Source organism: Achromobacter xylosoxidans (assembly GCF_002192695.1).
GTDB classification, from domain to species: Bacteria; Pseudomonadota; Gammaproteobacteria; order Burkholderiales; family Burkholderiaceae_B; genus Achromobacter; species Achromobacter xylosoxidans_C.
Genome location: NZ_MTLG01000011.1, coordinates 255,303 through 281,525, shown reverse-complemented (window position 1 = coordinate 281,525; position 26,223 = coordinate 255,303). Strand labels below are relative to the sequence as shown.

Annotated in this window: 23 protein-coding genes and 1 tRNA gene; 12 read left to right on the top strand and 12 right to left on the bottom strand. The window is 65.3% G+C overall.

The features are described 5' to 3' along the window. Position 1: 1 nt before the first annotated feature. Positions 2–346, bottom strand: coding sequence for an acyl-CoA thioesterase (locus tag BRO63_RS03720; RefSeq protein ID WP_256942812.1), 345 nt, complete (start codon positions 344–346; stop codon positions 2–4). Here BRO63_RS03720 and BRO63_RS34405 point away from each other — a divergent pair. Further along, the gene (locus tag BRO63_RS34405) at positions 276–545 is read left to right on the top strand and encodes a hypothetical protein (protein WP_256942813.1); all 270 of its coding nucleotides are present in this window, start codon (positions 276–278) and stop codon (positions 543–545) included. The two genes, BRO63_RS03720 and BRO63_RS34405, sit on opposite strands and share 71 nt — an antisense overlap. Here the strand turns inward: BRO63_RS34405 and BRO63_RS03715 are convergent. Beyond that, the gene (locus tag BRO63_RS03715) at positions 518–1,606 is read right to left on the bottom strand and encodes a YeiH family protein (protein WP_088138586.1); all 1,089 of its coding nucleotides are present in this window, start codon (positions 1,604–1,606) and stop codon (positions 518–520) included. The two genes, BRO63_RS34405 and BRO63_RS03715, sit on opposite strands and share 28 nt — an antisense overlap. A 120-nt stretch (positions 1,607–1,726) precedes the next feature. Here BRO63_RS03715 and BRO63_RS03710 point away from each other — a divergent pair, with 120 nt between their 5' ends. After that, entirely contained in the window at positions 1,727–2,620 is an 894-nt protein-coding gene (locus BRO63_RS03710; RefSeq protein WP_088138631.1) for a LysR family transcriptional regulator, read from the top strand. Between the two features lie 3 nt (positions 2,621–2,623). Here BRO63_RS03710 and BRO63_RS03705 read toward each other — a convergent pair whose 3' ends face one another. Then, positions 2,624–3,820 (bottom strand): M20 aminoacylase family protein, encoded by a 1,197-nt coding sequence (locus BRO63_RS03705; RefSeq protein ID WP_088138585.1) that lies wholly within the window; start codon positions 3,818–3,820, stop codon positions 2,624–2,626. 75 nt (positions 3,821–3,895) lie between these two features. Here BRO63_RS03705 and BRO63_RS03700 point away from each other — a divergent pair, with 75 nt between their 5' ends. Next, positions 3,896–5,596: an AMP-binding protein gene (locus BRO63_RS03700; protein WP_179215028.1), complete on the top strand. Its 1,701-nt coding sequence runs from the start codon at positions 3,896–3,898 to the stop codon at positions 5,594–5,596. A gap of 6 nt (positions 5,597–5,602) precedes the next feature. On the opposite strand, the gene BRO63_RS03695 is transcribed toward BRO63_RS03700, so the two are convergent. After that, positions 5,603–6,478 (bottom strand): inositol monophosphatase family protein, encoded by an 876-nt coding sequence (locus tag BRO63_RS03695; protein ID WP_088138583.1) that lies wholly within the window; start codon positions 6,476–6,478, stop codon positions 5,603–5,605. Between the two features lie 142 nt (positions 6,479–6,620). Here BRO63_RS03695 and mnmC point away from each other — a divergent pair, with 142 nt between their 5' ends. The 6 genes from mnmC to BRO63_RS03665 all read left to right on the top strand — a co-directional run bounded on the left by mnmC (position 6,621) and on the right by BRO63_RS03665 (position 13,948). Further along, positions 6,621–8,492, top strand: a complete 1,872-nt coding sequence (gene mnmC / locus BRO63_RS03690; protein ID WP_088138582.1) for an FAD-dependent 5-carboxymethylaminomethyl-2-thiouridine(34) oxidoreductase MnmC — start codon at positions 6,621–6,623, stop codon at positions 8,490–8,492. A 273-nt stretch (positions 8,493–8,765) separates the two neighbouring features. Further along, positions 8,766–10,991, top strand: a complete 2,226-nt coding sequence (locus tag BRO63_RS03685; protein ID WP_088138581.1) for a glycoside hydrolase family 31 protein — start codon at positions 8,766–8,768, stop codon at positions 10,989–10,991. A gap of 199 nt (positions 10,992–11,190) precedes the next feature. Beyond that, positions 11,191–12,279 (top strand): methionine ABC transporter ATP-binding protein, encoded by a 1,089-nt coding sequence (locus tag BRO63_RS03680; RefSeq protein WP_088138580.1) that lies wholly within the window; start codon positions 11,191–11,193, stop codon positions 12,277–12,279. Next, positions 12,236–12,889: a methionine ABC transporter permease gene (locus tag BRO63_RS03675; RefSeq protein WP_042796433.1), complete on the top strand. Its 654-nt coding sequence runs from the start codon at positions 12,236–12,238 to the stop codon at positions 12,887–12,889. Before BRO63_RS03680 ends, BRO63_RS03675 begins: the two co-directional genes overlap by 44 nt. A 55-nt stretch (positions 12,890–12,944) precedes the next feature. Beyond that, entirely contained in the window at positions 12,945–13,742 is a 798-nt protein-coding gene (locus tag BRO63_RS03670; RefSeq protein WP_088138579.1) for a MetQ/NlpA family ABC transporter substrate-binding protein, read from the top strand. Between the two features lie 130 nt (positions 13,743–13,872). After that, a tRNA-Lys gene (locus BRO63_RS03665) sits at positions 13,873–13,948 on the top strand. A 230-nt stretch (positions 13,949–14,178) separates the two neighbouring features. Here BRO63_RS03665 and BRO63_RS03660 read toward each other — a convergent pair. From BRO63_RS03660 to BRO63_RS34400, 7 genes are all read right to left on the bottom strand, one after another. Beyond that, on the bottom strand, positions 14,179–15,810 hold the full coding sequence (locus tag BRO63_RS03660; protein ID WP_088138578.1) for a methyl-accepting chemotaxis protein: 1,632 nt from the start codon (positions 15,808–15,810) through the stop codon (positions 14,179–14,181). A 178-nt stretch (positions 15,811–15,988) separates the two neighbouring features. Continuing rightward, complete coding sequence (locus tag BRO63_RS03655; protein WP_088138577.1) at positions 15,989–17,725, bottom strand: GGDEF domain-containing protein; 1,737 nt, start codon at positions 17,723–17,725, stop codon at positions 15,989–15,991. A 71-nt stretch (positions 17,726–17,796) separates the two neighbouring features. Further along, positions 17,797–18,063 (bottom strand): transposase, encoded by a 267-nt coding sequence (locus BRO63_RS03650; protein WP_088138576.1) that lies wholly within the window; start codon positions 18,061–18,063, stop codon positions 17,797–17,799. Positions 18,064–18,152: 89 nt separating this feature from the next. After that, on the bottom strand, positions 18,153–19,244 hold the full coding sequence (locus BRO63_RS03645) for a M14 family metallopeptidase (protein WP_088138575.1): 1,092 nt from the start codon (positions 19,242–19,244) through the stop codon (positions 18,153–18,155). Beyond that, on the bottom strand, positions 19,244–20,335 hold the full coding sequence (locus tag BRO63_RS03640; protein ID WP_088138574.1) for a M14 family metallopeptidase: 1,092 nt from the start codon (positions 20,333–20,335) through the stop codon (positions 19,244–19,246). Before BRO63_RS03640 ends, BRO63_RS03645 begins: the two co-directional genes overlap by 1 nt. Further along, positions 20,336–21,682 carry an MFS transporter gene (locus BRO63_RS03635; RefSeq protein WP_088138573.1) on the bottom strand — a complete coding sequence of 449 codons (1,347 nt, stop codon included), beginning with the start codon at positions 21,680–21,682 and terminating at the stop codon, positions 20,336–20,338. 139 nt (positions 21,683–21,821) lie between these two features. Then, positions 21,822–22,088 carry a hypothetical protein gene (locus tag BRO63_RS34400; protein ID WP_088138572.1) on the bottom strand — a complete coding sequence of 89 codons (267 nt, stop codon included), beginning with the start codon at positions 22,086–22,088 and terminating at the stop codon, positions 21,822–21,824. Positions 22,089–22,459: 371 nt separating this feature from the next. On the opposite strand from BRO63_RS34400, the gene BRO63_RS03625 reads away from it, so the two are divergent. Then, entirely contained in the window at positions 22,460–23,365 is a 906-nt protein-coding gene (locus BRO63_RS03625) for a LysR substrate-binding domain-containing protein (protein WP_088138571.1), read from the top strand. Positions 23,366–23,440: 75 nt separating this feature from the next. Here BRO63_RS03625 and BRO63_RS03620 read toward each other — a convergent pair whose 3' ends face one another. Beyond that, on the bottom strand, positions 23,441–24,244 hold the full coding sequence (locus tag BRO63_RS03620) for a helix-turn-helix transcriptional regulator (RefSeq protein WP_088138570.1): 804 nt from the start codon (positions 24,242–24,244) through the stop codon (positions 23,441–23,443). A gap of 106 nt (positions 24,245–24,350) precedes the next feature. Between BRO63_RS03620 and BRO63_RS03615 the strand changes: the two genes are divergently transcribed. Both BRO63_RS03615 and BRO63_RS03610 read left to right on the top strand, forming a co-directional pair. Then, the gene (locus BRO63_RS03615) at positions 24,351–26,009 is read left to right on the top strand and encodes an FAD-dependent monooxygenase (RefSeq protein ID WP_088138569.1); all 1,659 of its coding nucleotides are present in this window, start codon (positions 24,351–24,353) and stop codon (positions 26,007–26,009) included. Further along, a complete protein-coding gene (locus BRO63_RS03610; RefSeq protein WP_088138568.1) occupies positions 26,006–26,209 on the top strand; it encodes a hypothetical protein in 204 nt (67 codons plus the stop codon). The genes BRO63_RS03615 and BRO63_RS03610 overlap by 4 nt, the downstream gene beginning before the upstream one ends. Positions 26,210–26,223 lie beyond the last annotated feature (14 nt).

The window sequence follows — 26,223 nt, the reverse complement described above, 5'->3', positions numbered from 1 at the left end:
CTCAAAGAGTGGGGAGGGGACGGCGGCGGCGGGCTTCGTCGGTGGCGACGTAGGTCAGCGTGGCCTCGGTGACCTTGACGATCTCCGCGTCCAGCCGCTGGCGCTCCGCGTAGACCTCGACGGACACGGTGACCGACGTCGTGCCGGTCTTGGTGATGGCTGCGTAGAAACTGAGCAGGTCGCCCACGAAGACCGGCTCTTTGAACTGGAAGGCGTTGACCGCCACGGTGGCCACGCGCCCGGCGGCGCGGCGCGCGGCGGGGATGGAACCGGCGATGTCGACCTGGGACATGATCCAGCCGCCAAAGACGTCCCCGTGGATATTCGCGTCGGCCGGCATCGGCATGACGCGTAATACCGCGTCGCGATCGGCGGGCAAAGTCGTAAACGGGGTTTTGGTGCTGGAGGTCATGCGGCTGACTCCGCTGCTAGGGAACCAGCCGATTATGCAGGAAAAACGCGACAGCGGCGTGCATGCGCGAAGCCCGCCGCGGCGCTGGGCGCGGCGGGCCGGGAATCAGGACGCCAGCTTGACGATGGCGTAGCCGCCGACCAGCAGCCAGAGGTACAGGATCAGGCCCAGCGCCATCACCCGGGGACCGGCCTTGCGGATCTGGGCGAAGCGCGTTTCGATGCCCAGCGCGGTCATGGCCATGGTCAGGGCGAAGATGTCCAGGCGGCGGATGGCGGCCACGGCGTCCGCAGGGATGATGTTCAGCGAGTTGATGATGGCCAGCACCAGGAAGCCCACCGCGAACCAGGGAATGGGCAGCTTGCCGCCCTTGCCCTGGCCGCCGGCCGCGTGCGAGGCGGCACTGCGCAGATACAGGCCCAGGACCAGCAGGACCGGCACCAGCAGGGCCACGCGGGTCATCTTCACGATGGTGGCGACTTCGGTGGTGGCGGGGTCGACATTGCTGGCCGCGCCGACGACCTGGGCCACTTCATGGATGGTGCCGCCGATATAGATGCCCAGGGCCTGGGTGTCGAGATTCAGCCAGCCCGCGTGATAGAGCACCGGGTACAGGAACATGGACAAGGTGCCGAACAGCACCACGGTCGCCACGGCCACCGCGCTCTTGTGCGGCGCGGCCCGCAGCGTGGGCTCGAAGGCCAGCACGGCGGCGGCGCCGCAGATGGCGCTGCCGGCGGCGGTGAGCATGGCGGTGTCGCGGTCCAGGCCCAGCAGGCGTTGGCCCACCACGGTGCCCAGCAGCAGGGTGCCCACTACCACCGCCACCGAAACCGCCAGCCCGGGCAGGCCCACGGCGGCGATCTGCTGGATGCTGATGTTCAGGCCATAGAAGGCCACGGCGATGCGCAGCAGGCGCCGCGCGGTGAAGTTCACGCCCACGCCCCAGTCGGCGGGCATGGTGCCGCGCAGGAAGTTGCCGTAGAGCATGCCGCAGACGATGCCCACCACCAGCGGCGAGAAGCCCAACTGGCGGATCGCGGGCAGGTCTGCCAGCTGCATCACGGCGGCGGCCATCAGGCCGACGAACAGCACGCCATTGAGCTTGTCGCGCCACGGCGTGGCGGCGGGGGCGGCGGCGGGCGAGGCCGGAGCGGCGGGCAGGGGAACGGCGGTGCTGGAAGAGGTACTCATGGCTGGCCTTTTGGGGGAGGCATATCTAAATAACTTCACGAAATATTAATTTCCCGCCTAATATTTGAAAAATCTTTATTTCGGATATGTAATATCAGAAATTCTGATAATTTGGCGATCATGACTCCCGACCAGCTGCTTACCTTCGCCGCCGTGGCCGATGCCGGCAACATCAGCCGCGCGGCGCAATTGCTGAACCTGTCCCAGCCCGCCGTGTCCGGCCAGTTGCGGATGCTGCAGGAATGGTTCGGCGAACCCCTCTACCGCCGCAGCGGCCACGGCATCGCGCTGACCGAGGCTGGCGAGCGCCTGGCCGAGCAGGCCCGCCAGTTGCGCCAGGTGTACCGGCAGGCCCAGGCCGTGCGCGAATCCTGGCGCGGACTGGAAACAGGCGATCTGCGCCTGGGCGCCAGCACCACCCCCGCCAGCTATCTGCTGCCCAGCCTGGTGGCGGACTTCCGCCATGCTTTTCCGGCGGTCAGCCTGCATCTGTCGGACGGCAACACGCGCGAGATCGTCGAACGCCTGCCGGCCCTGGATCTGGCGTTCATCGAAGGCGACGTGCCCGCAGGGTTGCCCGCCGACACGGCCGTGCATGCCTGGCGCCAGGACGAAGTGGTGGCGGTGGTGCGCGCGGACCACGCCCTGGCGGGCAAGGGAGCGGTGACGCTGCGCGACCTGGCGGCGTCAGCGCTGGTCATGCGCGAGCCCGGTTCTGGCGTGCGCCGGCTGGTGGAGCGCGCGTTTGCGGATGCGGGCCTGGCGCCTTCAGTGGGGCTGGAGCTGGCCGGCGTGGAAGGCGTGAAGCAGGCCGTGCGGGCCGGCCTGGGCGTGGGCTTCGTGTCCGTCATGTCGATGCGGCACGAGGACGGCGCGCTGGCGGCCTTGCGCCTGTTGCCCAAGCCGCTGACGCGGACCTTGAGCATCCTGGTGCCGCATGCGGACGCAGCTGCCCGCGCCGCCGAACGCTTCCTGGCGATGTGCCTGGCGGTCCGGACGGCGGACGGCGTTTGAGGCTCAGGCCTTGGCCAGGCGCTTGAGCGCCAGCTGTACCCAGTACGTGCCGCCCAGCGGCAGCAGTTGGTCGTTGAAGTCGTAGCTGCCGTTGTGCAGCATGCAGGGGCCCAGACCGTGGCCGCTGTCGCGGTGTTCACCGGTGCCGTTGCCGATCCACACATAACAGCCCGGCAGTTCCTGCAGCATGAAGGCGAAGTCTTCCGCGCCCATGGTGGGCTGCACGTGGTCGTTGACGTTGGCCTCGCCCACGATGTCGCGCAGCACGTCGGCGCAGAACGCGGCTTCCTCGGCGTGGTTGATGGTCGGCGGATAGTTGCGCTGGAACGTGAACTGCACCTCGCAGTCCATCGCGGCGCAGGTGTGGCGCGCGATCTCTTCCATACGGCGTTCGATCAGGTCCAGCACGTCCAGCGTGAAGGTGCGCACGGTGCCGCGCAATTCGGCGTGGTTGGGCACGACGTTGTCGGCGCTGCCGGCGTGGATCTGCGTGATGCTGAGCACCGCAGCATCCAGTGGATTGCGGTTGCGCGTGATGATGGTCTGCAGCGATTGCGCCAGCTGCACGGCCGCCATGACCGGATCGATGCCCAGGTTGGGCATGCCGGCGTGCGTGCCCTTGCCCTTCACGATGATGGAGAACTCGTTGCTGGAAGCCATGATCGGGCCGGCCGTCAGACCGAACTGGCCGGCTTTCATGCCAGGCCAGTTGTGCATGCCGAACACCGCTTCCATGGGGAAGCGCTTGAACAGGCCGTCGTCGATCATGCGCTTGGCGCCGCCGCCGCCTTCTTCCGCAGGCTGGAAGATCACGTAGACCGTGCCCGCGAAATCGCGGTGCTGCGACAGGTATTGCGCGGCGGCCAGCAGCATGGCCGTGTGGCCGTCGTGGCCGCAGGCGTGCATCTTGCCGGCGTGCGTGCTGGCGTGCTCGAAGGTATTGGCCTCCTGCATGGGCAGCGCGTCCATGTCGGCGCGCAGGCCCACGGCGCGGTCGCCCGGCAGATTGCCGCGGATGATGCCGACCACGCCCGTGCCGCCCAGGCCGCGGTCGATTTCGATGCCCCATTCCTCGAGTTTTGCCGCCACCACGTCGGCGGTGCGGAACTCTTCGAACGCCAGTTCGGGATGCGCGTGGATGTCGCGTCGTATCTTGGAAATGTCGTGATGCCACGCGACGATGGGTTCGAGCAGTTTCATGGGGCTCTCGGGCGAAAAAAGGGAACGCAACAAGGGTATCATCAATCAAAAACCAATTTAATGGAGACAAATACCATGACGCGTCCGTGGCTTGCCCATTATCCGCAGGGTGTTCCGGCGGAGATATCGACAGACGGTTATGCCTCCCTGACTGACTTGCTGGACCGGGCCTGCAAGCAGTACGCCTCGCGCATCGCGTGCACCGCCATGGGCAGCGACATCACCTATGCGCAACTCGACGCCCATGCGCAGGCATTCGCCAGCTGGCTGCAAAGCGCGGGCCTGGCCAAGGGCGAACGGGTGGCATTGATGATGCCGAACGTGCCGGCCTATCTGGTCAGCATGCTGGGCACGCTGCGCGCGGGCCTGGTGGTGGTGAACGTGAATCCGCTCTACACCGCCGAAGAACTGCAACGGCAATTGCTGGACAGCGGCGCGTCGGCCATCGTCATCCTGGAGAACTTCGCGCACACCCTGCAGCGCGTCACGGACCGCGGACAGCTCAAGCACATCATTGTGACCGGCCCAGGCGATCTGCTCGGCGGCCTGAAGGCGCCGCTGGTCAACCTGGCCGCGCGCTATGTCAAGAAGATCGTGCCCGCGTGGCGGATCGATGGCGCCCGCATGCTGCCCGACGTGCTGCGCGACGGCGCGCGCCAACGCTTTACGCCGCCGGCGCTGTCGATGGACGACGTGGCGGTGCTGCAATACACCGGCGGCACCACCGGCGTGCCCAAGGGCGCCATGCTGTCCCACCGCAACCTGGTGGCCAATGTGCTGCAGACGGAAGCGGTGGCGCAGCCCGTGGTGCATGATCTCGCGGGCCAGCAGCTCACCATCATCAGCGCGCTGCCGCTCTACCACGTGTTCGCGATGACCGTATGCGGGCTGTACGGCCTGCATGCTGGCATGCGCAACGTGCTCATCATCAACCCGCGCGACCAGCCTTCGCTCATCAACGCGTGGCGCAAGGTGCCCATCAATGTGTTCCCCGGCGTCAATACGCTGTTTAACGCGCTGGCGCACAACGACGACTTTGCGCGCCTGGATTTCTCCGGCTTGCGGCTGACCCTGGGCGGCGGCATGGCGGTCCAGCAGCAGGTTGCCGAACGCTGGCTGAAGATCACGGGCAGGCCGCTGATCGAAGGCTATGGCCTGTCGGAAACCTCGCCGGTGGCCACCGTGAATCCCACCAACGCCACCGCGTATTCGGGTTCCATCGGCTTGCCGCTGCCCTCCACGGACGTGGCCATCCTCGATGACGAAGGCCGCGAAGTGCCGCTGGGCGAACGCGGCGAAGTCGCCATCCGCGGTCCGCAGGTCATGCTGGGATACTGGCAGAAGCCCGAGGAAACCCGCAACTCCATGACCGCCGACGGCTACTTCCGCACGGGCGACATCGGCATCATGGACGAGCAGGGCTATACCCGCATAGTCGACCGCAAGAAGGACATGATTGCGGTGTCGGGCTTCAAGGTCTATCCGAACGAGGTCGAAGCGGCCGTGGCCCAGCATCCTGGCGTGCTGGAGTGCGCCGCGATCGGCGTGCCGGACGAGCATTCGGGCGAAGCCGTCAAGGTGTTCGTGGTGCGGCGGGATCCGGCGCTGACCGAGGCGCAGATCCAGGATTGGTGCCGGGAAAAGCTCACGGGCTACAAGCGCCCGCGCTATGTGGAGTTCCGCGACGAATTGCCCAAGAGCAACGTGGGCAAGATATTGCGCCGGGAGCTGCGTCCGGATGCGGTCGCGGGCGCGCCCGCGGACAAGGCGGCCTAGGGGCCGTCAGTCCTGCTTGTCCAGGTGCGGCGCGATCATCTCGTGCAAGGCGCGCTCGATGGCCTTGTTGCCGGCCACGACGCGCCCGCCGATGGGCCAGGGATCCTGCTTGTGCATGTCCGAACACGCGCCGCCCGCCTCGCGCAGGATCAGCGTGCCGGCGGCCACGTCCCAGGGCGCCAGGCCCATTTCCCAATAGCCGTCGTAGCGGCCGCAAGCCGTCCACGCCAGGTCCAGCGCGGCCGCGCCCATGCGGCGCACGCCGCGCGCGCGGTTGATGGCGTCATGCAGCATGGGCATGTATTGCGCGGCGAATGAAAAGTCGCGGAACGGGAAGCCAGTGGCCAGCACCGCGTCTTCGATGGTCGGCGTGCGCGAACACTTGATGCGCCGGCCGTTGAGCCAGGCGCCCAGGCCGTAGACCGCGGTAAAGAGTTCTTCGCGGCAAGGATCGTAGACCACGCCGACCACGGGCGTGTCTTCGGCCAGGGTTTCGGAGGCCGATATGGCGGTGCCGGCGTGCGCGATCAGCGCGATCGACACCGCGTAATGCGGGATGTCGTGCAGGAAGTTGGTGGTGCCGTCCAGCGGGTCGATATACCAGGTGGCGCTGCCCTGCGGCTTGCCGCCAGTTTCCTCGGCGACGATGGCGAACCTGGGCGTGCGCGCCTGCAACTCCTGGATAATGGCGGCCTCCGCCTCGCGATCCGCCTGGGATACGAGATCGTTGCGCGCCTTGCGGTCGATCACGAGATCCGCGCGGTGATGCGCGTAGGATTGCAGTATGGCCGCGCCGGCATGGGCCGCCGTGACTGCCGCGTCGATCGCGGCGCACAGGTCGATGGGCGAGGTCTGCGAACGGGGCTGATCATAGGTATCCATGAAACCAGTGTAAGCCCATGTATGCGTCAAATCCGTGGCTGAGCCCCGAAACCGCCGTGCCGCGTGGCATCCGCCCAACGCGGCCGCCTCCAATGATCCACGCCGATTTCCATTCTCTTTTTCGTCCGCCGCCGCCGTTTCCATGTCCTTCTCCTACGCCCCTCTGATCCCCGCCAAGGCTGAATTCGACGCCGACGGCCGGCTTTACAGCCCCGCTTATGGCGATGTCTACCATTCGCCATCGGGCGCGCTGGGTCAGGCGGAACACGTGTTCCTGCGGGGCAACGGCCTGCCCGGGCGCTGGCGCGGGCGCCGCGCGTTCACCGTTTTCGAAACCGGCTTCGGGCTGGGACTGAACTTCCTGGCTCTCTGGAAGGCATGGCGCGACGATCCCCAGCGCAGCGCCGCGCTGCATGTGGTGTCGCTGGAAGGACATCCCTTTGAACGCGACGATCTGGCGTCTCTGTTGACGCGTTATGCGCCCGAGCCCTTGGCCGACCTGGGGCGGCAACTGGCGGCAGCGTGGCCGGTTTTGTTGCCCGGGCTGCATCGCCTGGAGTTCGAGGGCGGCGCCGTCACGCTGACCCTGGGCTTCGGCGATGCGCAGGTTCTGGCGCCCCGGTTGAGCGTTGGTGTGGACGCATTCTTCCTGGACGGCTTTGCGCCCGAGCGCAATCCGCGGATGTGGGAACTGCCCTTGTTGCGCGACCTTGCCAAGCTGGCGGCGCCCGGCGCCACGCTGGCCACCTGGGCCTGCACCGGCGAATTGCGCCAGTCCCTGCGGACGGCGGGTTTCGAGGCCCGGCGCGCGCCCGGCCATGGCGGCAAATGGCACATGACGGTAGCGGCGGCAGTCGCGCCGGGCAGCGCGGTTCCCGGCGCGCCGGACGGGGTTGCCCGCCAGGCGGTGGTGGTGGGGGCGGGGCTGGCGGGTTCGGGCATCGCCCAGGCGCTGGCCGCGCGCGGGTGGCGCGTGACCGTGATCGATGCGGGACGGGCGCAGGGGGCGCCGGCGCATGCCGGGCACGTGGCGGCGGCCCTGACGCCGGTGGTGGCGCGCGACGACAACGCGCGGGCGCGCCTGTCGCGCGCCGGCAGCCTGCGGGCGCTGGCGCGCTGGCAAGGCTTGCCGGCCGGCGCGGCGCCCCTGGTCTGCGGCACCGTCCAGCTGGAGCGCGACGAAGGCCGGTCCGCGGCCTTGGCCGGCACCCTGGAGACCTTGGCGTTTCCCGCAAACTGGGTGCGCCAGGTCGGCTGCGACGAAGCCAGCGCCCTGGCCGGCTTGCCGCTGGCGCGGGGCGGCGTGTATTTCGGACAGGGCATGCTGCTACGGCCGGACCTGCTGATAGAAGCCCTGCTGGCGACGGAGGGCGTGACGCTTCTGCCCGGCAAGGCGGCCAGGGTCGAGCGCGCCGGCGCCGGCTGGAGCGTGCGCGATGCGGCCGGCGCCGAACTGGCGCGCGCCGATACCGTCGTCCTGGCCAACGCGTTCGGCGCGCGCACCGTGCTGGCAGATAGCGGCTTGCTGGATCCCTTGCCGCGCGTCAGCCAGATGCACGCGCTTGCGGGAGAAGTGACGCTGGTGCCCGCGCAGGCGCTGCGCGGCGGCCCCCACTGCATCGTGGGCGGCGAAGGCTATCTGCTGCCCGATGTGGGCTCGGGCTGCGTGGCCGGCAGCACCTATGTGCACGGCGCGACCGAAGCGCGGATCGGCGCCGAGGGCCAGCGCGTCACCCTGGACAAGGCGGCCGGCCTGCTGGGCGGCGGTTTCCCGGAATTCGACTCCCTGGAACCCGGTAGCCTGCCGGGCTGGGCGGGTTGGCGGGCCGTGCTGCCGGGTCGCCTGCCGGCGGTGGGCGAGCTACCTCAGGCCCCCGGCCTGTGGCTGGCCATCGGTTACGCATCGCGAGGGCTGTCGTGGTCCGCGCTTATGGGCGACTTGATCGCCGCGCGCCTCGCGGGCGAGCCGTCCCCTTTGGAAACGGACCTGGCGCAACTTATTTCGCCACGATGAAAAAAAGCCGGACGGGGGTGTCGGGGACATGTCCCGGGTGGCGTAGAATGGCAGGAATTGCCGGGATTTGGCGCCAAATTGGCCTGAGTTGGCCGCGAGCCTGGTATTTTGGCGGCTCGGCGGCCGCTCCTTTTGGGGGGCGCTGGCCGAAGGCTTTAGACCCCTTTTATGGATGAGATCGCAGTCCAAATGAGGGACCGAGTTTATTTCAAAGCCCAAATCCGTCAAAATAGCGTCTTTTGATGGTTTTTGGCTTAAGCCGGGGGATGCTCTGTGCCGCCCAAGTTCGACTTTGCCCATACTACCCAGCTCGAAAACGTCGAGCTGCTGACGTCCCGCCCCAGTCGCATCGATTTCGACGCGGGCGATGGGTTGCACCTGGTAGTCGAGGCGCATGCGCCTGGCGTCTTTCGCCTGCGCTGCGGCGAGGCTAATCACCTTACCGATGACAAGCCCGGTGCGCGTGCTCGCGCCGTGGCGGAAATGTTGCTCGCGCGCCAAGAGGCCGTTGGCGAAGCCGTTATCGCTCCACGCGACGACGGGGAGGGCTGGCGGATCACCCAGGGCGACGTCTCCCTGGAAATCCTGTCCAACCCCGTGCGCGTCGCGATCTACCGCAACGACGAACGGGTGTTCGAGTCCGAGGTATCCGCGCATACGCCCGCATTCGGGCACAACGCGCTGGACCAGGCCGACGACGCCGTCTGGACGGCGGGCTTCACCCTCCAGTCCGACGAGCGCGTGTACGGCTTGGGCGAAACCCCGGGCGACTTGAACCGTCGCGAAGAATCCGTGGTTTCCGACGATCCCGAACACCGCGCCCTGCCTTTGGCATGGAGCCCGCGCGGCTGGGGCGTCTACGTCAACACCATGCGCCGCGTCGAGCATTCGGTGGGCGTGGCGCCCGCGGATTCCGCCTATGTGCTGGCGGTGGACGACGTCGTGCTGGACATGTTCCTGTTCGCCGGCGAGCCCGCTGAGATCCTCAACCAGTACACCGCCTTGACCGGCCGCGCCGGCCAGCCGTCGCTGTGGGCGATGGGCGCATGGCTGCAGCAGGCCCCGGGCGAAATGCCCACGGACACCGTGGCCCTGGTGGCGCGCATGCGCGAAAACCAGATTCCCGTGGATGCCGTGACGCTGGCGCAGCCGGCGGCCTGGGGCTTCCAGTCGGACAAGACGGTTTTCGAATGGAACGCCCAGCGCTTCCCGGACGCCAAGCAGATGCTGGCGCTGTTCCACAAGCATCACGTGCACGTTGCCGCTTCCGGCTTCCCGGGCGTGTTGAAGACCAGCCCGCTGTTCGAGGAACTCGAAGACCGCGGCTGGCTGTTGGCCAAGGACGACGGATCGGCCCAGGTGTTCGACGGCAATGCCGCCACCTCGGGACAGCCTTACGGCCTGCTGGACCTGACCTACCGCGACATCTACAACCTGTGGGTGGAGCGCCATCGCCAACTGGTCGAAGACGGCCTGGACGCGCCCGCGTGCGACGCCCAGATTGCCATCCCCGACGGCGTCACGGCCCGCAACGGCGAAACCGGCCCCGCGCTGCGCAGCATGTATCCGCTGCTGGTGCGCCGCGCGCTGTTCGACGCGGTCGCTGGCCTGAAGGTGCCGCCGGAAGGCGTGGTGCCCAGCTCCGATCTGTTCCCCGCTGCCCAGCGCCTGCCCTGGCAGGTCGGGCCGCAGGCTGAAAATACCTGGGAAGGGCTGCGCCACACCCTGCGCACCGCCTTGTCGATCGGCGCCAGCGGCTTGCCCGTCCAGGTGCATGGCATCGGCTCGGCCGCGCGCGACCGCGCCGGCATGACGCCCGAACTGTACCTGCGCTGGCTGACCGCCGGCGTGTTCTCGTCGAACTTCGCCTTCCAGGGCGTGGAAGGCCTGATGCCCTGGGACTTCGGCGAAGAAACCCTGGCGCATGCCAAGACCTGGATGCAGTGGCGCTACCGCCTGGTGCCCTATGTGCTGGGCGCCATCGAGGACTCGGCGCGCACCGGCTTGCCGGTGCAGCGTTCCATGGCCATGTCGTTCCCGAACGATCCGCACGCGCATGACTGGGACCTGCAATACCTGCTGGGCCCGGCCCTGCTGGTGGCACCCGTGACCGAACCCGGCAAGCAGGTGCGCGTGTACCTGCCCAAGGGCGAAGCCTGGTGGGACCTGAACACGGGGCACCGCTACGAAGGCGGCACCACCTGGACCATCGATTGCGAATTGGGCCAGTTCCCGGTTTTCGGCCGCGAAGGGCACATGCTCTGTCTTGGACCGGCGGCTCAGCATACGGGCGAGTTCAACTCGGCCCGCATCCTGGACGAGGTCTGGATGTTCGGCATGCCTGTGCATAACCCGGTCGTCATGCGCAACAAAATCCGCGTGATGCAGATGCAGGGCTCCAGCTACATCAAGGGGCTGGAAGGCTTGCGCATCTCTCCGTCCGAGGGCCTGGAGGTCAAGCGCCGCGGCGCGGAAGTCCGCATCTCGCGCGCACGCTGAAAAAACCGGCTGCGGCCGGTCCGGCACAAACTGGGCAGTCAGGAAGGCTTTCCTTCCTGACTGCCCTTTCCGCGTTATGGCATGTGCTCCTTGGGGACGCAACAGGGCGCGGGTACGGGTTTTTATATTACTTGTAGTTATAAAAAATGAAAGAAACAGTCGTTCTCTGTAGAAGAGAAAAGATACAAAATCGCTTGCCATGATTCAGATCGAGAACCTATCCAAGACCTACGCCACGCCGCACGGACAATTCCAGGCGCTGCGCGGCATCAACCTGCATATCAAGCAGGGCGAGGTCTTCGGCATCATCGGCCCCAGCGGGGCCGGCAAAAGCACGCTGGTCCAGTGCATCAACCTGCTGGAGCGGCCTAACGAAGGCTCGATCGCCATCGGCGGCCAATCCCTGACCGGACTGAACGAAGCGCAACTGCGCGGGCAGCGCCGCCGCATCGGCATGGTGTTTCAGGGGTTCAACCTGCTGTCGCGCCGCACGGTGTACGGCAACGTTGCGCTGCCGCTGGAAATCGCCGGCGTGGCCAAGGCCGAGATTCCGGCCCGCGTCGAGCGCCTGCTGGCGCTGGTGGGCCTGGAGCATCTGCGCGACCGCTACCCCAGCCAGATCAGTGGCGGCCAGAAGCAGCGCGTCGGCATTGCCCGCGCCCTGGCCAACAACCCGGACGTGCTGCTCAGCGACGAAGCCACGTCCGCGCTGGATCCGGAAACCACCCACAACATCCTGGCCTTGCTGCGCGACATCAACCGCAAGACCGGCGTGACCGTGGTCATGATCACGCACCAGATGGAAGTCGTGCGCGAAGTCTGCGACCGCGTTGCCGTGCTGTCGCAGGGCGAAGTGGTTGAAATGGGCAGCACGCGCGAAGTGTTCGCGCAGCCACGCCACGAAGTGACCCGCGCCATGGTGTCGGCCGCCACCGCGTCCGACCTGACCGACGCCACGCTGGCGGCGGTCAAGGAGCGCATCCAGGCGCTTGCCGCGGCCAAGCCGGGCCAGGCCGTGCGGCTGCTGCGTCTGTCGCTGACCGGCACCGACGCGTCGGGTTCCTTCCTGTCCGATCTGTACAAGCAGTATTCGCTGGACGTGGGCCTGATCCAGGCGCGCGTGGAAGACATCCAGGGCGTGGCCGTGGGCACGATGTTCGTGCTGGCCCAGGGCGCGCCCGCATCGGTCAAGGACGCGATTGCCGCACTGGCCGCCCGTGACATTACCGTTGAAGAAATAGCTCATGAGTCCGCAACTGATCGACCTGCTTATTACGTCGCTGCTTGATACCCTGCTGATGGTGGGCGTGGCCAGCGCCATCGCGGTGGTGATCGGCATTCCGCTGGGCGTGATCCTGACGGTGACGGCCCGCGGCAACATGCTCGAGAACCAGTCCGTCAACCATGTGCTGGGCGCGGTGATCAACGCCACGCGTTCGGTGCCGTTCGTCATCCTGATGGTCGCGATCATTCCGTTCACGCGCCTGGTGGCCCAGACTTCCATCGGCACCACGGCAGCCATCGTGCCCTTGTCGGTGGCCGCGATCCCGTTCATGGCCCGCATCGCGGAAAACGCCATGCGCGAAGTCGACCCGGGACTGATCACCGCCGCACGCGCCATGGGTGCATCGCCGATGCAGATCATCATGAAGGTGCTGCTGCCCGAGTCCTTGCCCGGCCTCATCGCCGCGACCGTCGTCACCGTCGTCAGCTTGATCGGCTACTCGGCCATGGCCGGCGCCATCGGCGGAGGCGGCCTGGGCGACCTGGCCATCCGCTACGGTTACCAGCGCTTCCAATCCGACGTGATGGCCGCCGTGGTTATCGTGCTGATCGTCCTGGTGCAGGTGATCCAGAGCCTGGGCGACCGCTACGTGCGTCGCATCTCGCATCGCTGATCCTGCCGGCGCCGCAACAATTTCTCCTCACTTCCGACATTCGGGATATCGCAACATGAGCATCAAGGTTTTGAAGTCGCTGGCCGCGTTCGCACTCGGCGCCGCCGTATTCGCCCAGCCCGCGCTGGCTCAGGACAAGCCGCTGAAGATCGGCGTGACCGCCGGCCCGCACGCCCAGATCTTTGATGTGGTGAAGCAGGAAGCGGCCAAGCAGGGCCTGAACATCCAGGTCATCGAATTCACCGACTACGTGCAGCCCAACGTCGCGTTGTCCTCGGGCGACCTGGACGCCAACAGCTACCAGCACCAGCCCTACCTGGACAACGCCAACGCAGACCGCGGCTACAAGCTGGTCAGCATCGCCAAGACCGTGATCTTCCCCATCGGCATCTACAGCAAGAAGATCAAGTCGCTGTCCGAGCTGAAGGAAGGCGCCCGCATCGCGCTGCCCAACGACCCGACCAACGGCGGCCGCGCCCTGTTGCTGCTGCAGGCCAATGGCCTGATCAAGCTGCGTCCCGACGTCGGCCTGAAGGCGACCCCGATCGACGTGGTCGAGAATCCCAAGAAGTTGCGTTTCATTGAACTGGACGCCGCCCAACTGCCGCGCTCGCTGGACGACACCGACGCTTCGGCCGTGAACACCAACTTCGCGCTGGAAGCAGGCCTGAACCCCGCCAAGGACGCCATCGCCCAGGAGTCGCCCGACTCACCTTACGCCAACGTGCTGGTCGTGCGTGAAAAGGACAAGGATCGCCCCGAGTTCGCCAAGCTGATCACGATCTACCACAGCCCGGCCGTGAAGCAGTTCATCGAGACCAAGTACAAGGGTGCGGTGGTGGCCGCCTGGTAAGTCCAGCGCACTGCCCCGGGAACGGCCGCCGCGAGCGGCCGTTTTCAATGCGGGCAGGGAATCTGTCCAGGACCGTTGCATCGAATTTTGACAAACGGCGCCAAATCGGCCATAATTTCTAGCTTCGGTCGGGTTGTTAGCTCAGTCGGTAGAGCAGCGGACTTTTAATCCGTTGGTCGCGAGTTCGAGTCTCGCACAACCCACCACCCCAATTTCCGTGGTACGCCGCAGTGCTTTTCCAAGTACTGGCATGCCAAAAAAACGCAAGAAATACGCGAGAAAAACGCCGCTAGATAGCGGCGTTTTTCATTGGTGTCTGATTCATTGACTCAGATTCATTGACCCAAATGCGTTGACCCAAATGCGTTGACCCAGTAGTTGGCGTCAGCCGGGCCGACGGCGAAACATGTCGCGGCCGGCTTTTCTCTCGACGTTCTTACGACGCTGCGAACGCGATGAGGGCCGGCTCTGCCATGGGGACGTGCCGCGAGCTTCCGGACGATGCCGTCTTGAACACCTCCACGGCCTGCAGCAGGTCTCGCGCCTGGTCCGCCATCGAGAGCGCCGCCGCCGCGGATTCCTCGACCAACGCCGCGTTCTGTTGCGTCACGGAGTCCAGTTGGGCGATGGCGACGTTGACCTGTTCGATGCCAATGGCCTGCTCGCGTGACGCGGTGGCGATTTCTCCCGTTACGATCTTCATGCGCATGACGGACGTGACCACATCCTCCATGTCCTGGCCCGCCCGCACGGCCAGCTCTCTGCCAGTCTGGACCACGGAAGTGGAGGTTTCGATCAGATCCTTGATTTCCCGGGCGGAGGTGGCGCTGCGTTGCGCCAGCGCGCGGACTTCGCCGGCCACCACGGCGAAGCCGCGGCCCTGATCTCCGGCCCTGGCGGCCTCCACCGCCGCGTTCAGCGCCAGTATGTTCGTCTGGAATGCGATGCTCTCGATCAGCGACACGATATGTCCGACCTTTTCGGAGTTGGAAGAGATCTCCGTCATGGCCGCCAGCATCTCGGAAACGACACCGCCTGCCTTTTCCGCGGCCTTGGCGCCCTCGGAAGCCATTTCGTCGCCGCTTGCCGCGTTGTCTTGGTTCAGTTTCACGGTGGACGTCAGTTGTTCGATGGCGGCTGCAGTCTCTTCCAGCGAGGCCGCCTGCTCTTCGGTGCGCTGCGACAGGTCCGTATTGCCCTGGGCAATTTGGCTTGCTGCCGTCGAGATGGATGCCGCCGACGATTTGATGGCCTCCACGATTCTGGAAAGTCGTGATCGCATGGCTTCCAGGCCGTGCATCAGACTGTGGTCGTAGCGGGAGTCGAGCTGCAACCGGTTGCTCAGGTCGCCATCGGCGATGGTCACCGCCAGCAGTTGCGCATCGCCGGGATCTCCACCCAATTGACGCAGGATGCCGCGCGCGGTGAGGTAGGCCGCGAACACGGCGAGCAGCAATGCGATGGCGATGGTCGTTCCCATCGCCCATTGCAGCTGATTCGCCAAGGCGCGAGCGGCGGCTGCCCGCGCTTCATTAAGCTGGGACTCGACCGAGGCGAGCGTGGACAGGGTTTCCTGTAAAACGCGCTGCTTGGGACGCAGGTCTTCTTCGAGCATGTGTTGTGCATCCTGGCGGTTTCCATCCATGCCTTCCGCCAGCACCTTTTCGAACACCGAGCGCAGGGTCTGTTGGGCGGCGCCCGCCGCGCTGAATAGACGCTTTTCATCGTCGATCGTGGTTGGACTGCTGCCAAACATGCTGCCCAGACGGTCACGCGCGTCGTTGTACTGTTTCTCCGCCTCGGTCGCCCGGCTTACTTCGGCTTTCAGCACGTTCGGATCAGTAAGAAGCAGGATGTTGCGGATGGCGATGGCCTGCTCCTGGACCTGGTAACGCATCTCGATCGCCAGGCGGCGTTGTTCGTTGTTGATCGCGGTGATCTGGTAGACCTCTTGTTCCAAGGCGCGGATCCCATACGCGCCCAACGCGCCACAGACCAGCAGTGCCATCATGATCAATGCAAAGCCCATGGCGAGGCGCGTACGCATCTTCAAGTTTGACGGTTTCATTTCTTCTTCGCTTTCAAAATGGAATCTCTGAATTCAGCATGCTCTGTCCTGACTATACGGACGCGTCGCGTGCAGAAAAAGACAGAAATTTTTTTCCACCAAGTACCTTTTTCTATCTTGCGGGCGACCGCAGATCGCATGGGCGTCAGCGACGCGCATGCGCGGCATTGTGTGGGGATCAGGCGTTGTCGGACTGCGTGACGACGCAGTTGCGGCCGGATGCCTTGGCGCGATAGAGCAGTTCGTCTGCCTGCTTCAGCAGGGCGTCGATGTTGTCGATTTCATCCGCGTGTGCGCAGACCACGCCAAAGCTGCTGGTGATCGACTCAATGGTGTTGCCATCCACCGGCACCGCCAGGCGTTCGATGCGGCGGCGCATGCTCTGCGCCATTGCGCTGGCCTGCGCCAGGCTGCGGACCGTGCACAGCACGGCGAATTCCTCGCCGCCGATGCGCGCCACGATGTCGGAGCGGCGCCACGTCTGGTGGCATGCCTGCGCCACGGCCACCAGCACGTTGTCGCCGCCGGCGTGTCCGTATGAATCGTTGATCCGTTTGAAATGATCGATGTCAAAGACGATCAGGGTCAGCATCTGTCCAGGCTCGTCCAGGCTGGCGCAAAGGGCTGCGGCACGGGCATGGAAGGCGCGGCGGTTGAGCAATCCGGTGAGGAAGTCCGTCTCCGCCAATGCCGCGAGATCGGCAATGAGGCGTTCGCGCTCATGCTCCGTTCGAGACTTGGCGATGGCGTTGTCCTTGAGCTTCTGGATGGCGTCGAACAGGGCGTGGACTTCCTTGCGATAGCCAGTCGCGGAGATTGGCGCGGGAGCATCGTCGTTGATGGAATTGACGATTTCGGTGGCCACGACAAAAGGGCGTATCAGGCGCCAGCGGAACTTGGTGAAGCCCCAGGTGGCGGCCAGCAGCAGCACGATGGCGACCGAGGTCGTCGTAATCAGTTCCGTCAGCGCATTGATGCGTTGCCGCTCCAGCAATTTTTCCAGCGCGCGCAGGACTTCGTCGCGGAAATCGACGATGGATTGCATCAACGGAACATAGCGCTCCTGCAGGCCCGCCGTTGGCGTCATCGGGTGGGGACTGGAAGGGGCGGCGCGCCGCAACTCTTCGATGTACTCCAGGCCCGCGCCAAAGTACTCATATTGCACCCGCGGATACGCTCGGGTTTCGAGTTCCGCGTGGGTCGACAGCTGCACTTCGAGCAGCGCGCGCAATTGGGCGACGCGGCCCAGTTGCTGCTCGATGCGCTGCGTTTCCGTCTCGCTGAGCGGGCGGCGTTGAACCTGTGCCGGCATGAAGGCAGAGCCCAGCAGGCCGGCTTGTTCGCGCAGGCCTGCGGCCAGCGTGGCAATGGTCATGAGGCCGGGACTTTCCACTTCATGGCGGATCACGACGGCAGAATTGTCGAGCGCGGTTTCTTCCAGCGCCGGGATAAGCCCAGCCATGATTACCACGACGTCGTTCAGTTCTTGAGCGCTGATCTGCGCGCGTCGCCTGGCGATGAGCCGATCCGCGGTGGCGCGGTGCTGGGCCAGAGTGCGCGCGATGTGCTGGATGGAGGCCCGCGCGTCCCGGCAGCCGTCGCAGTTGCGAGTCCGGTGCAGCTCCAGCAGCCCGGCGATTCCGTTGTCGCTGGTGCTGCGCGCAAGCTGCAATTCCTGCTGCCTGGCCTGGGACACGGGATGGCCTTCTATCAACGCGGCATTCATCGAGCCGCGTTCCATCAGAACGGCAGCCATCGCGTCCAGCGTGGTTTGGACGACGCTCAGGCTCGATATTGCATCGCGCGCCGCGGCATGGGCGCGCCAGCTATGAATAAGTTGGATACCGATCAGCGCACTGACCGGGATCAATACGCCGATGACATATGCCACCGTGTAGCGGTTCAGAGATTTCAAAAGAACGGTGCAGACGTAGAGATTTCAACATGCTGAAGGCGCGGTGGAGAATGCGCCGCGCCGCATATGCCTTATTCCTTGGCCCCAAGCGTGTCCTGCAGAATCACTTTGTTCAGCGCCAGGATGGCGATCAGGCGCTCGAGACGGTTGCATTCGTTCTCGAGCCTGTTCAATAACTTCAGCTCGTAGGACGCCAACCCGTCGTAGTGCACTTTCCAGGCATGGAAGGTTGCTTCGCTCACGCCTATGTGCATGCAGATGTCAGGTATCGGCGTGCCCAGCGTTGCCTGCTTCAGCGCGTGCCTGATCTGTTCTTCCGTAAAACCTGACCGGTCCATATGATGCACCTCCGTGTCTTGACATGAAGCCAACTCCTTCCGAGCTGCGAGGATGGAAAGTGCCGGCGCTATCCTTTCGGCTGCCTGCGTCAAGCCGCCTGTAAGCCGCGTAGCGCTTGCAGCACGGCCACCCGGGTTTGCCCGAGCACCATGCCGTGCCAGTTAGCCTCGTTGCAATAGAACGCGTCCAGTGTGGTCTGCAGGATGCTGCGCCGCAGTTCCGCGGGCGCCTCGGGATGCGCGTGCAGCCAATTCCGGCCGCATAACGCGTGCACCATGGCGTCGAAACGCACGGCGCCGAAGACGATCGCCATCGAGGTGGGCAGGGACAATGGGCAGGCCTGGTAAATCAGATCGGCGAGCTGGCCGGAGATATCCACCGACACGGAATTTCCCTGGTAGGGAACGGTGACGTCGCTACCCCACCATTGGCGCGCGCGCGAGACCTCGGCATCGTCGTGGCGACCGGCATAGAGTTTTTCGCCATGGCCGCGCGGACCCCAACCGGTATGCACGTCGATCCAGCCGATATGGGTGCGCGTACGTGCATGCTCATGCAGAATGCGGCGCAGGTTCAGCAGCGATGCCGCCGGGCGGTCGCCGCCATAGAACAGGCCGTCGGCGTGGGTGTACTGGCCGCGCGAGACAGCCTGCGCGAAGGTGGATTGGCCGTGTTCGGCGATGTACTGGGCGATCAGCTGCTGGTTGGAGGGCGTGGGAGGCCATTCCTCGGGCAGCAGCAGGTCATGTATCCGTGCGTAATCCGGGTTCATGGGCAACGGCCGCCCGTCGAAGGGCAGGCCGTTGCGGTTCAGGTCTATATTGCATTCATCGGTGCGGGCGATCCAAGAGTAACCATATGGGTTGACCGCGTGCACCAGCAGCAAGGCCACGCCAGCTTCGCGCGCGCGGGCCAGCATGACGGTATCGTCGAGCAGCGCCAGCTGACATCCCGAGCCGCAGAATCCTTCCACTCCCAGCACGGCGGAGGTCATGATGAGGACGCGGTCTGCGTCTGGATCCCCGATATAGGCGACATCGGTGGCGAGCGTTTCGCCTTCGAGTCCCGTCTCGTCGATGCCGTAGGAGTGGAATGAATCGGCGAGCGGCCTGGCCGCCTGCGCAAAGCGCTCGCGCGCCTGCGCATAGCTGTGGGAGAAGTAGCTGGCGCTGGTTCGCATCACGCCTCCTGTAAGCCGGCCAATGCTTGCAGCACGGCGACCCGGCTCTGGCCCAGGATCATGCCGTGCCAATCGGCGGCGTTGCAATAGAACGCATCCAGGGTGGCATCGAGAATTGCGTCGCGCTTGGCATCGTCAGCTTCGGGATGCGCAAGCAGCCAGTTGCGGCCGCGCAGCGCTTCGATCATGGCTGCAAAGGGCAGGGTGCCGAACTCCAGCGCCATCAGCGTGTGCTGGGCGTCCGGACTGGTCTGGTAGATCAGTCCCGCCAGCTGGCCGGTGATGTCCGCGGATGCGGAGCTGCCTTCGTAGGGAACCGCGATATCACTGCCCCACCATTTTCGCGCGCGCGCGACGGCCGCGGCGTCGCGGCGGCCCGCGTATATTTTTTCGCCGTGCCCGCGCGGCCCCAGGCCGGTGTGCACATCGATCCAACCGATATGCTTGCTGCGGCTGCCGTGCTGCTGCAGGATATGCCGCAGATTAAGCAGCGATGCCGTGAGGTGGGTGCCGCCATAGAACAGGCCATCTGCGTGCGTGTACTGGCCGCGGGTCACGGCTTGCGCAAAGGCTTCCCGGCCATGTTCGGCGACATAGGCATCGATGCGCGCGGCGTTCGCAGCCGTGGGCGGCCATTCCGCGGGCAGCAGCAGATCGTGGATCCCGGCGTATCCGGGGTTCTGCGGCAGGGGCCGTCCGTCGAAGGACTGGTCATTGCGGTTCAGGTCGACGTTGTCTTCGTTCGTGCGCGCCAGCCAGGAGAAGCCGTAGGGGTTGATTGCGTGCACGAGCAGCAAGGCCACGCCGGCCCTGCGGGCGCGTTCCAGCATGGTGGCATCGTCCAGCAGGGCCAATTGACAACCCGAGCCACAGAAGCCCTCGACGCCATGGGTGGCGGAGGTCATGATCAATAGACGTTCCGCGTCCGCCGGGCCGATCAGCGCGACATCGGTCGCCAGGGCTTCGCCGGCGCGACCGGCGGGCTCGATGACATAGGATTGAAATTGCGTGGCTAGCGGTTTGGCCGCGAGCACGAAACGATGGCGGGCTTCTTCGTAGCTGCGGGAGAAGTAACTGGAGCCGTGCTGCATTCAAGCCTCCTGGCCGTCGATGTCGTCATGGGTGCGATCGTCGATCCAGAACAGCACCACCGTTGAAAGCGCGATGGCCACCATCAGGAACCATGCCGGAGCCATGGAGTTGCCGGTCACGTGCAGCAGCCAGGTCACGAAGAATTGCGCGAAGCCGCCGAACACGGAGATGCCCAGTCCATACACCACCGACATGCCGGTCGTGCGCACGGCTTTGGGGAAGAGTTCGGGAAGCATCGTGAACGCCGGTGCCGACTGCAGTGCCACCAGGAGCGCGAACAGGGCGACGAGCAGCATCAGCCGTTCGGTGCTGGGAGCGGCCATGAGCCATTGGAAGCAGGGCAACAGGACGATCAGGGTCGCCAGGCGCGACCAGAAGATCACGCGCTTGCGGCCGTAGCGGTCGGCCAGCATGCCGACGAAAGGAGCGATCAGGAAGCCGACCGCGCCGAACACCACGCTGGCCGACAGCGTCGAGGTTGCCGGCAAGCCCAGTTCCCGGTTGGCATAGGCCGGCATGTAGAAGCTGAGGATCTGCGTGCTGACCATGCCGCCGATCAGCAGCAATATGCCCTTGACGATGGTGAGCTTGTATTCCGAGAAGATGCGGCGCAAAGGCTGATGAGCGGTGGCGCGATGCGCGGTCGCGGCCTGCGGCTTGCCGGCCTTCGTGGGTGGGCTGGTCAGCGTTTCTTCGAGGTTGCGGCGGATGTAGGCACCCACGGGCACGGTCAGGATGCCGATCACGAAGGGCACGCGCCAGCCCCAGGCCTGCATCTGATCCTTGCTCAGCCCCATGGTCAGCAGCGTTACGATCAGGGCCCCAAACATCACGCCCAGCGATTGGCTGCCGAACTGCCAGCTGGAATAGAAGCCGCGCTTGCCGCGCGGAGCGTGTTCGACCAGCAGGGTGGTCGAGGCGCCGACCTCGCCGCCCGCGGCGAAGCCCTGGATCAGACGGGCCAGCACCATCATGATCGGGCCGACCATGCCCATTTGCGCATAGGTGGGGGCCACCGCGATCAAGGCGCAGCCCAGGCCCATCAGCCACAGCGTCAGCGTCATGGCCGCGCGGCGGCCGTGGCGATCGGCATAGGAGCCGATGAGCATGCCGCCCACGGGGCGCATGAGGAATCCCACGCCGAAGGTGGCGGTGGTCAACAGCAATTGGCCGTAGCCCGAGGCCGCCGGGAAAAATAGAGGCCCGAGCACCAGCATCAGGAAAGTGAAAACGGTGAAGTCGAAGAATTCGAGTGCGTTGCCAATGGTGGTGCCGGCGATGACGCGCCGGCGCATGGATGGCGTGTGCAGCGCGTTGGGTGCGGCCGCTGCGATGGTGATAGACATGGATTCCCCTTGTGTCTGCTTTAGAGGGTTGCCGGTCCGTGGCTCCGGGCCTTGGGCTCCCCTCGAAGGGCACTATACGGATGCCCTGGGATAAGAAAAAGAAAGAAAATATGTTTTAGTGAACACTTTTTTGTACAGATCAGTCCTCCTTTCGCGGTGTCTTTTGCATGGCCTTGGGCCGCGGAAGCCGTTGCAGCCTATCCATGGCCATCCGTCCGCGCAGGCCCGTCGGCCACCGCGTCATGGCCGCGCGGCGGCGAGGCCAGAGCACCGGCATCAGGAAAGTGAAACCGCCGCTCTCGAAGAACTCGAGCGCGTTGCCGATGGCGGTGCCGGCGGTGACGCACCGGTGCATGGAAGGCGTGTGGAGCGCGTTGGGCGCGGCTGCGGCGATTGCAATAGGCATGGTTTCCCCTCGCGTCGGTTGAGAGGGTTGCCGGCCCGTGACGACGGGCCTCGGCCTTCCTCTTCGAAGGGACTATAAGGATGCCGTGAAATAAGAAAAAGACAGGATTTGCGTTGTAATGAATACTTTTTCTTATAGGGTGAAATACCTGGGAAATTCTGCTTATATCGCAGGGTGGAGATTGCGGTTTTGCTTAGGCAAGCCCATCCGCCGTGCCGCTGGCGGCGTGTCCGCGGTAGCTGCCCCTGAATTCGGCCCCAGCGTTTCTGCTCGCAGGGGCCACCGGGTTGCCATAGAATAAAAAAAAGACAAAAAAAGTCCGAAGTTATCTGTTTTTTTAATGTCTCGAAAAATCCGCCGGAGCCGAACGCATGAACCTACGCCAATTGCGCGCCTTCGCGCTGATTGCCGAGCATGGCAGCATCCGGGCCGCGGCGCGCGCGCTCGCGGTGACGCAGCCTGCCGCCACGCGCAGCTTGCGCGAACTTGAACAGAGCGTGGGCGTCGATCTGGTGCGCCGCAGCGTCAAGGGCGTGGAACTGACCACCTACGGAGAGGCGCTGTACAAGCGGGCCATCGTCATTCTGCAGGAGACCCGGCGGGCTCGCGAGGAAATCGGACAGATGCGCGATGGCGAAGGCGGCACGTTGAATCTGGCAGTGAGTTCAGCGGCGTTGGTCGTCGTGCCGGATGCGCTGGTCGCTTTCCGCGCACGCATGCCGCGCGTGGCGGTTTCGTTCAATGAAGTGGCGCCACCCTACAGCCATGAGCAGCTGGAGTCGGGCCGCTACGACTTTCTCGTGCAAACCGAATACGACGGGGAGATCAGCGATGGCTTTGCGCACCGTCCTTTGTTCACGCTGCCGCTTGCGGTCGGCGCGCGTCTTGGTCATCCGCTGCGCAAGGCCCGCAGCCTGACCGAACTGCACGACGCGCCTTGGCTGGTGCCTGGCAACACGGACGCTCCCGCAAACCTGTTGAGGATGGCCTTTGCCGCACACGGCCTGTCCATGCCGCGTGACACCATTGCTTGCCATTCGGTGGCCGTTGCGTTGGCGATCATGGCAAAAAGCGATGCCTTGGGCATTTTCGTGCGCCCCTTGTTCGAGCACGACCTTTTGCCGTCGCACATGCGCATGATGCCGTTGGCGCATGACCTTCCCTCTGCCCGCATTTCGATTCTGGCGAAGAAGGAATCGCCACCCACGCCGGCTGCCGAGTGCTTCATCGATTGCCTGATCGCCACCCGGGACAGCCTCGTATACACCAGCAGGTAAGTGGGCGACCAACCGGTTTGACGGAGCTCGCGGGACGGGCGCCTCCATGGCTGCAGAGATCACGCAGGATGCGAATCAGCGCGCCTGTCGGCCGCGCTTGGGCACGCTCGAACCCAGCAGCACCATGAGCTCCCGATGGTTGCGCACCCCCAGGTGCTGGAAAGCCCGGTAGCGGTACGTCAACGCGGTGGTTTCGGACACGCCCATTTCGCGCGCCGCTTCCTTGGTGGTCAGCCCGTCCAGCACATGGGTGATCAACTGGCGTTCCCGTCCGGACAGCTTGGTCATGAGCTGAACCTGCAGCGGCTGGTCCGCGGGCGCGCGCCGGGTCACCTGGACATGGCGCATGACCGCCGCCGCAATCAGGGGCGCGTGTTGCGACATGCGTTCGAAGTCCTTGGGACCGTAGTCCGGGTACGAAAAATTCCGGTGCAGGCTGACTGCCACCCGGTAGCCGTCGGGGAAGACGGCAAGCAGCGACATGCGTTCGCGTATGCCCGGGTCGTCGTAGCAGACGCGGCGGTAGTGGGCGTCGGCGACTTCCTCGGCGAACTGGTGCCCGATCCAGAGCTGGCGCGCCTTGGCGGGTTTGCGCCGGGATAGCCAGTTCATGTTGGAGTCCTGCTTGTCGAAACCCAGGCGCATGTACTCGATGGCGGTCAGGGTCGCCACTTCGCCGATGGCGCTGGCGCTGGAAACGGCTTCGACGCGCCCGCTGCTGCGCAGCGCAAATACGGTGCAATGGCTGGCGGGCAGCGTGGCGCCCAGTGCGCCCAGCACCTCGGCGGCAAAGTTGTCGGCGCCGATCGCATGCATCAGCGCAATGCCAAGCGCCTGGCCGGGAGGAGGGGGGCGCGGCGGCAGGGGCAACAGTTTCATCGCGGGTTAGCCTGTCCTGATTAATTAGGACATATTAACCAGTCCGGCCCAGCAGAATATGACGCAAGCCAATACGGCTGTTTGATGACACGATCAGGACTTGCGCATGCCCCTAGAAAGAATCGGACCCTTCGAGTACCGGCGTTTCCCGCCTACGCTGCCCAGATTGACCCCGCAAGGCGACGAGGCTCTGCATCATCGCGTGCTGATCGCGGGCGGCGGTCCGGTGGGGCTGGCGGCGGCGCTGGGCCTGGCCCGGCTGGGCATGGGCAGCGTCGTGATCGAGGCCGACGACTCGGTCTGCGAGGGCAGCCGCGCGGCCTGTATATCGCGCCGCAGCCTGGAAATCCTGGACCGTCTGGGCGTGGCGCCGGCATTCATGGAGAAGGGCCTGGCCTGGACCCGGGGCCGCAGCTACTACGGTACCGAGGAAGTGCTGGTGTTCGACATGCCGTCGGCGCCCGGCGACAAGTACCCGCCGATGATCAATCTGCAGCAGTACTACATCGAACAGTTCCTGCTGGACGCGATCGACGAGATCAACAGCCGTTTCCCGGGACGGGTGGATATCCGCTGGGCCAGCAAGGTGGCCGCATGCCGGCCCGACGCGGCGGGCGTGAGCGTGCGGATCGAGAATCCGCTGGGTAGCTACGAGACGCGCGCCGATTGGCTGCTGGCCTGCGATGGCGGCCAGAGTTTCATACGCTCCAGCCTGGGGCTGGAGCTGAAGGGAACGGGCTATCAAGGACGCTATGCGATCGTCGATATCGAACTGGCCAGCGAGCATCCGGCGGAGCGCCGCGCCTGGTTCGATCCGCCCTGGGCGCGCGGAACCACCATCCTGATGCACCGCCAGCCGGACAACATCTGGCGCGTGGACTATCAACTGGCGGCCGGGGCGGATGCCGCGCAAGCCTTGCTGCCGGACCAGGTGCAAGCGTTCGTGCAGACGCATCTGGACGCCATCGGCGAAGGGCATCTGCCATGGACGCCGGTATGGACCTCGGTGTATCGCGCCGGCGCGATGACCTTGGATGCCTATCGCCATGGTCGCATCCTGTTTGCGGGCAATGCTGCGCATGCCATGCCGATATTCGGCGTGCGCGGGTTGAACTCGGGCTTTGACGACGCCGACAACCTGGTCTGGAAACTGGCGGCCGTGCTGCAAGGCAAGGGCGAGGATGCCTTGCTGGACAGCTATTGCCTTGAGCGGCGGCAGGCCTTCCACATCAATGCGGAGAACGCCATGCGCAGCACCGAGTTCATGTCGCCGCCGCATCGAGGCTTCGATCTGATGCGCGAGGCCAGTCTGTCGCTGGCGGGCCGGCACCCCGGCATCGCGCGCCTGGTCAATCCGCGGCAGACGCGAGCCATCGCCTATCCGGGATCGCCCTTGTCGACGGACGGCGAGAGCGGCGGCGATTGGGCGCCGGGCGCGCCGCTGATGGATTGCGGCACGGCGGATGGCGGGCACCTGACCGATCTGCTGACGCCCGGCGGCTTTACCTTGCTGGCGTTCGGCGGCTGGCCGGAGCAGGAGGCGCTGGAAGCGGCGACGGCCTCGGCCGGGTGGCGGTTCCTGCCCGGCCGTTGCGTTGTGCCTGCGATGCCGGCAGGGAGTCCGGCGTCCGGGGATACGCGGCAGGCCGGCATGGCCTATCTCTTGCGGCCTGACGGCCATGTTTGCGGCCGGTGGCGCTCGCCGTCGCTGGATACGGTGCTAGCCGCCATTGAACGCGCCTGCGGCGCAAGGAGCCTCCAATGATTGAAGACGCCGCGGTCCAGGACCGCATCTATGCCCGCTGCAGCAATGCCATCGCGACCGCCGGGCGCGGCCGCGAGTCGCTGTTTCTGGCGCGCCTGGCCCTGCTGCTGTTCGAGCAGGTCGAGGACGAGCAGCGCTGCCTGGATGCCATCGAGCACGCCTTGCGCGATTTGCCCAACCCATCGCTTTCCGCCGACTGACGGGCGGCGGGCAT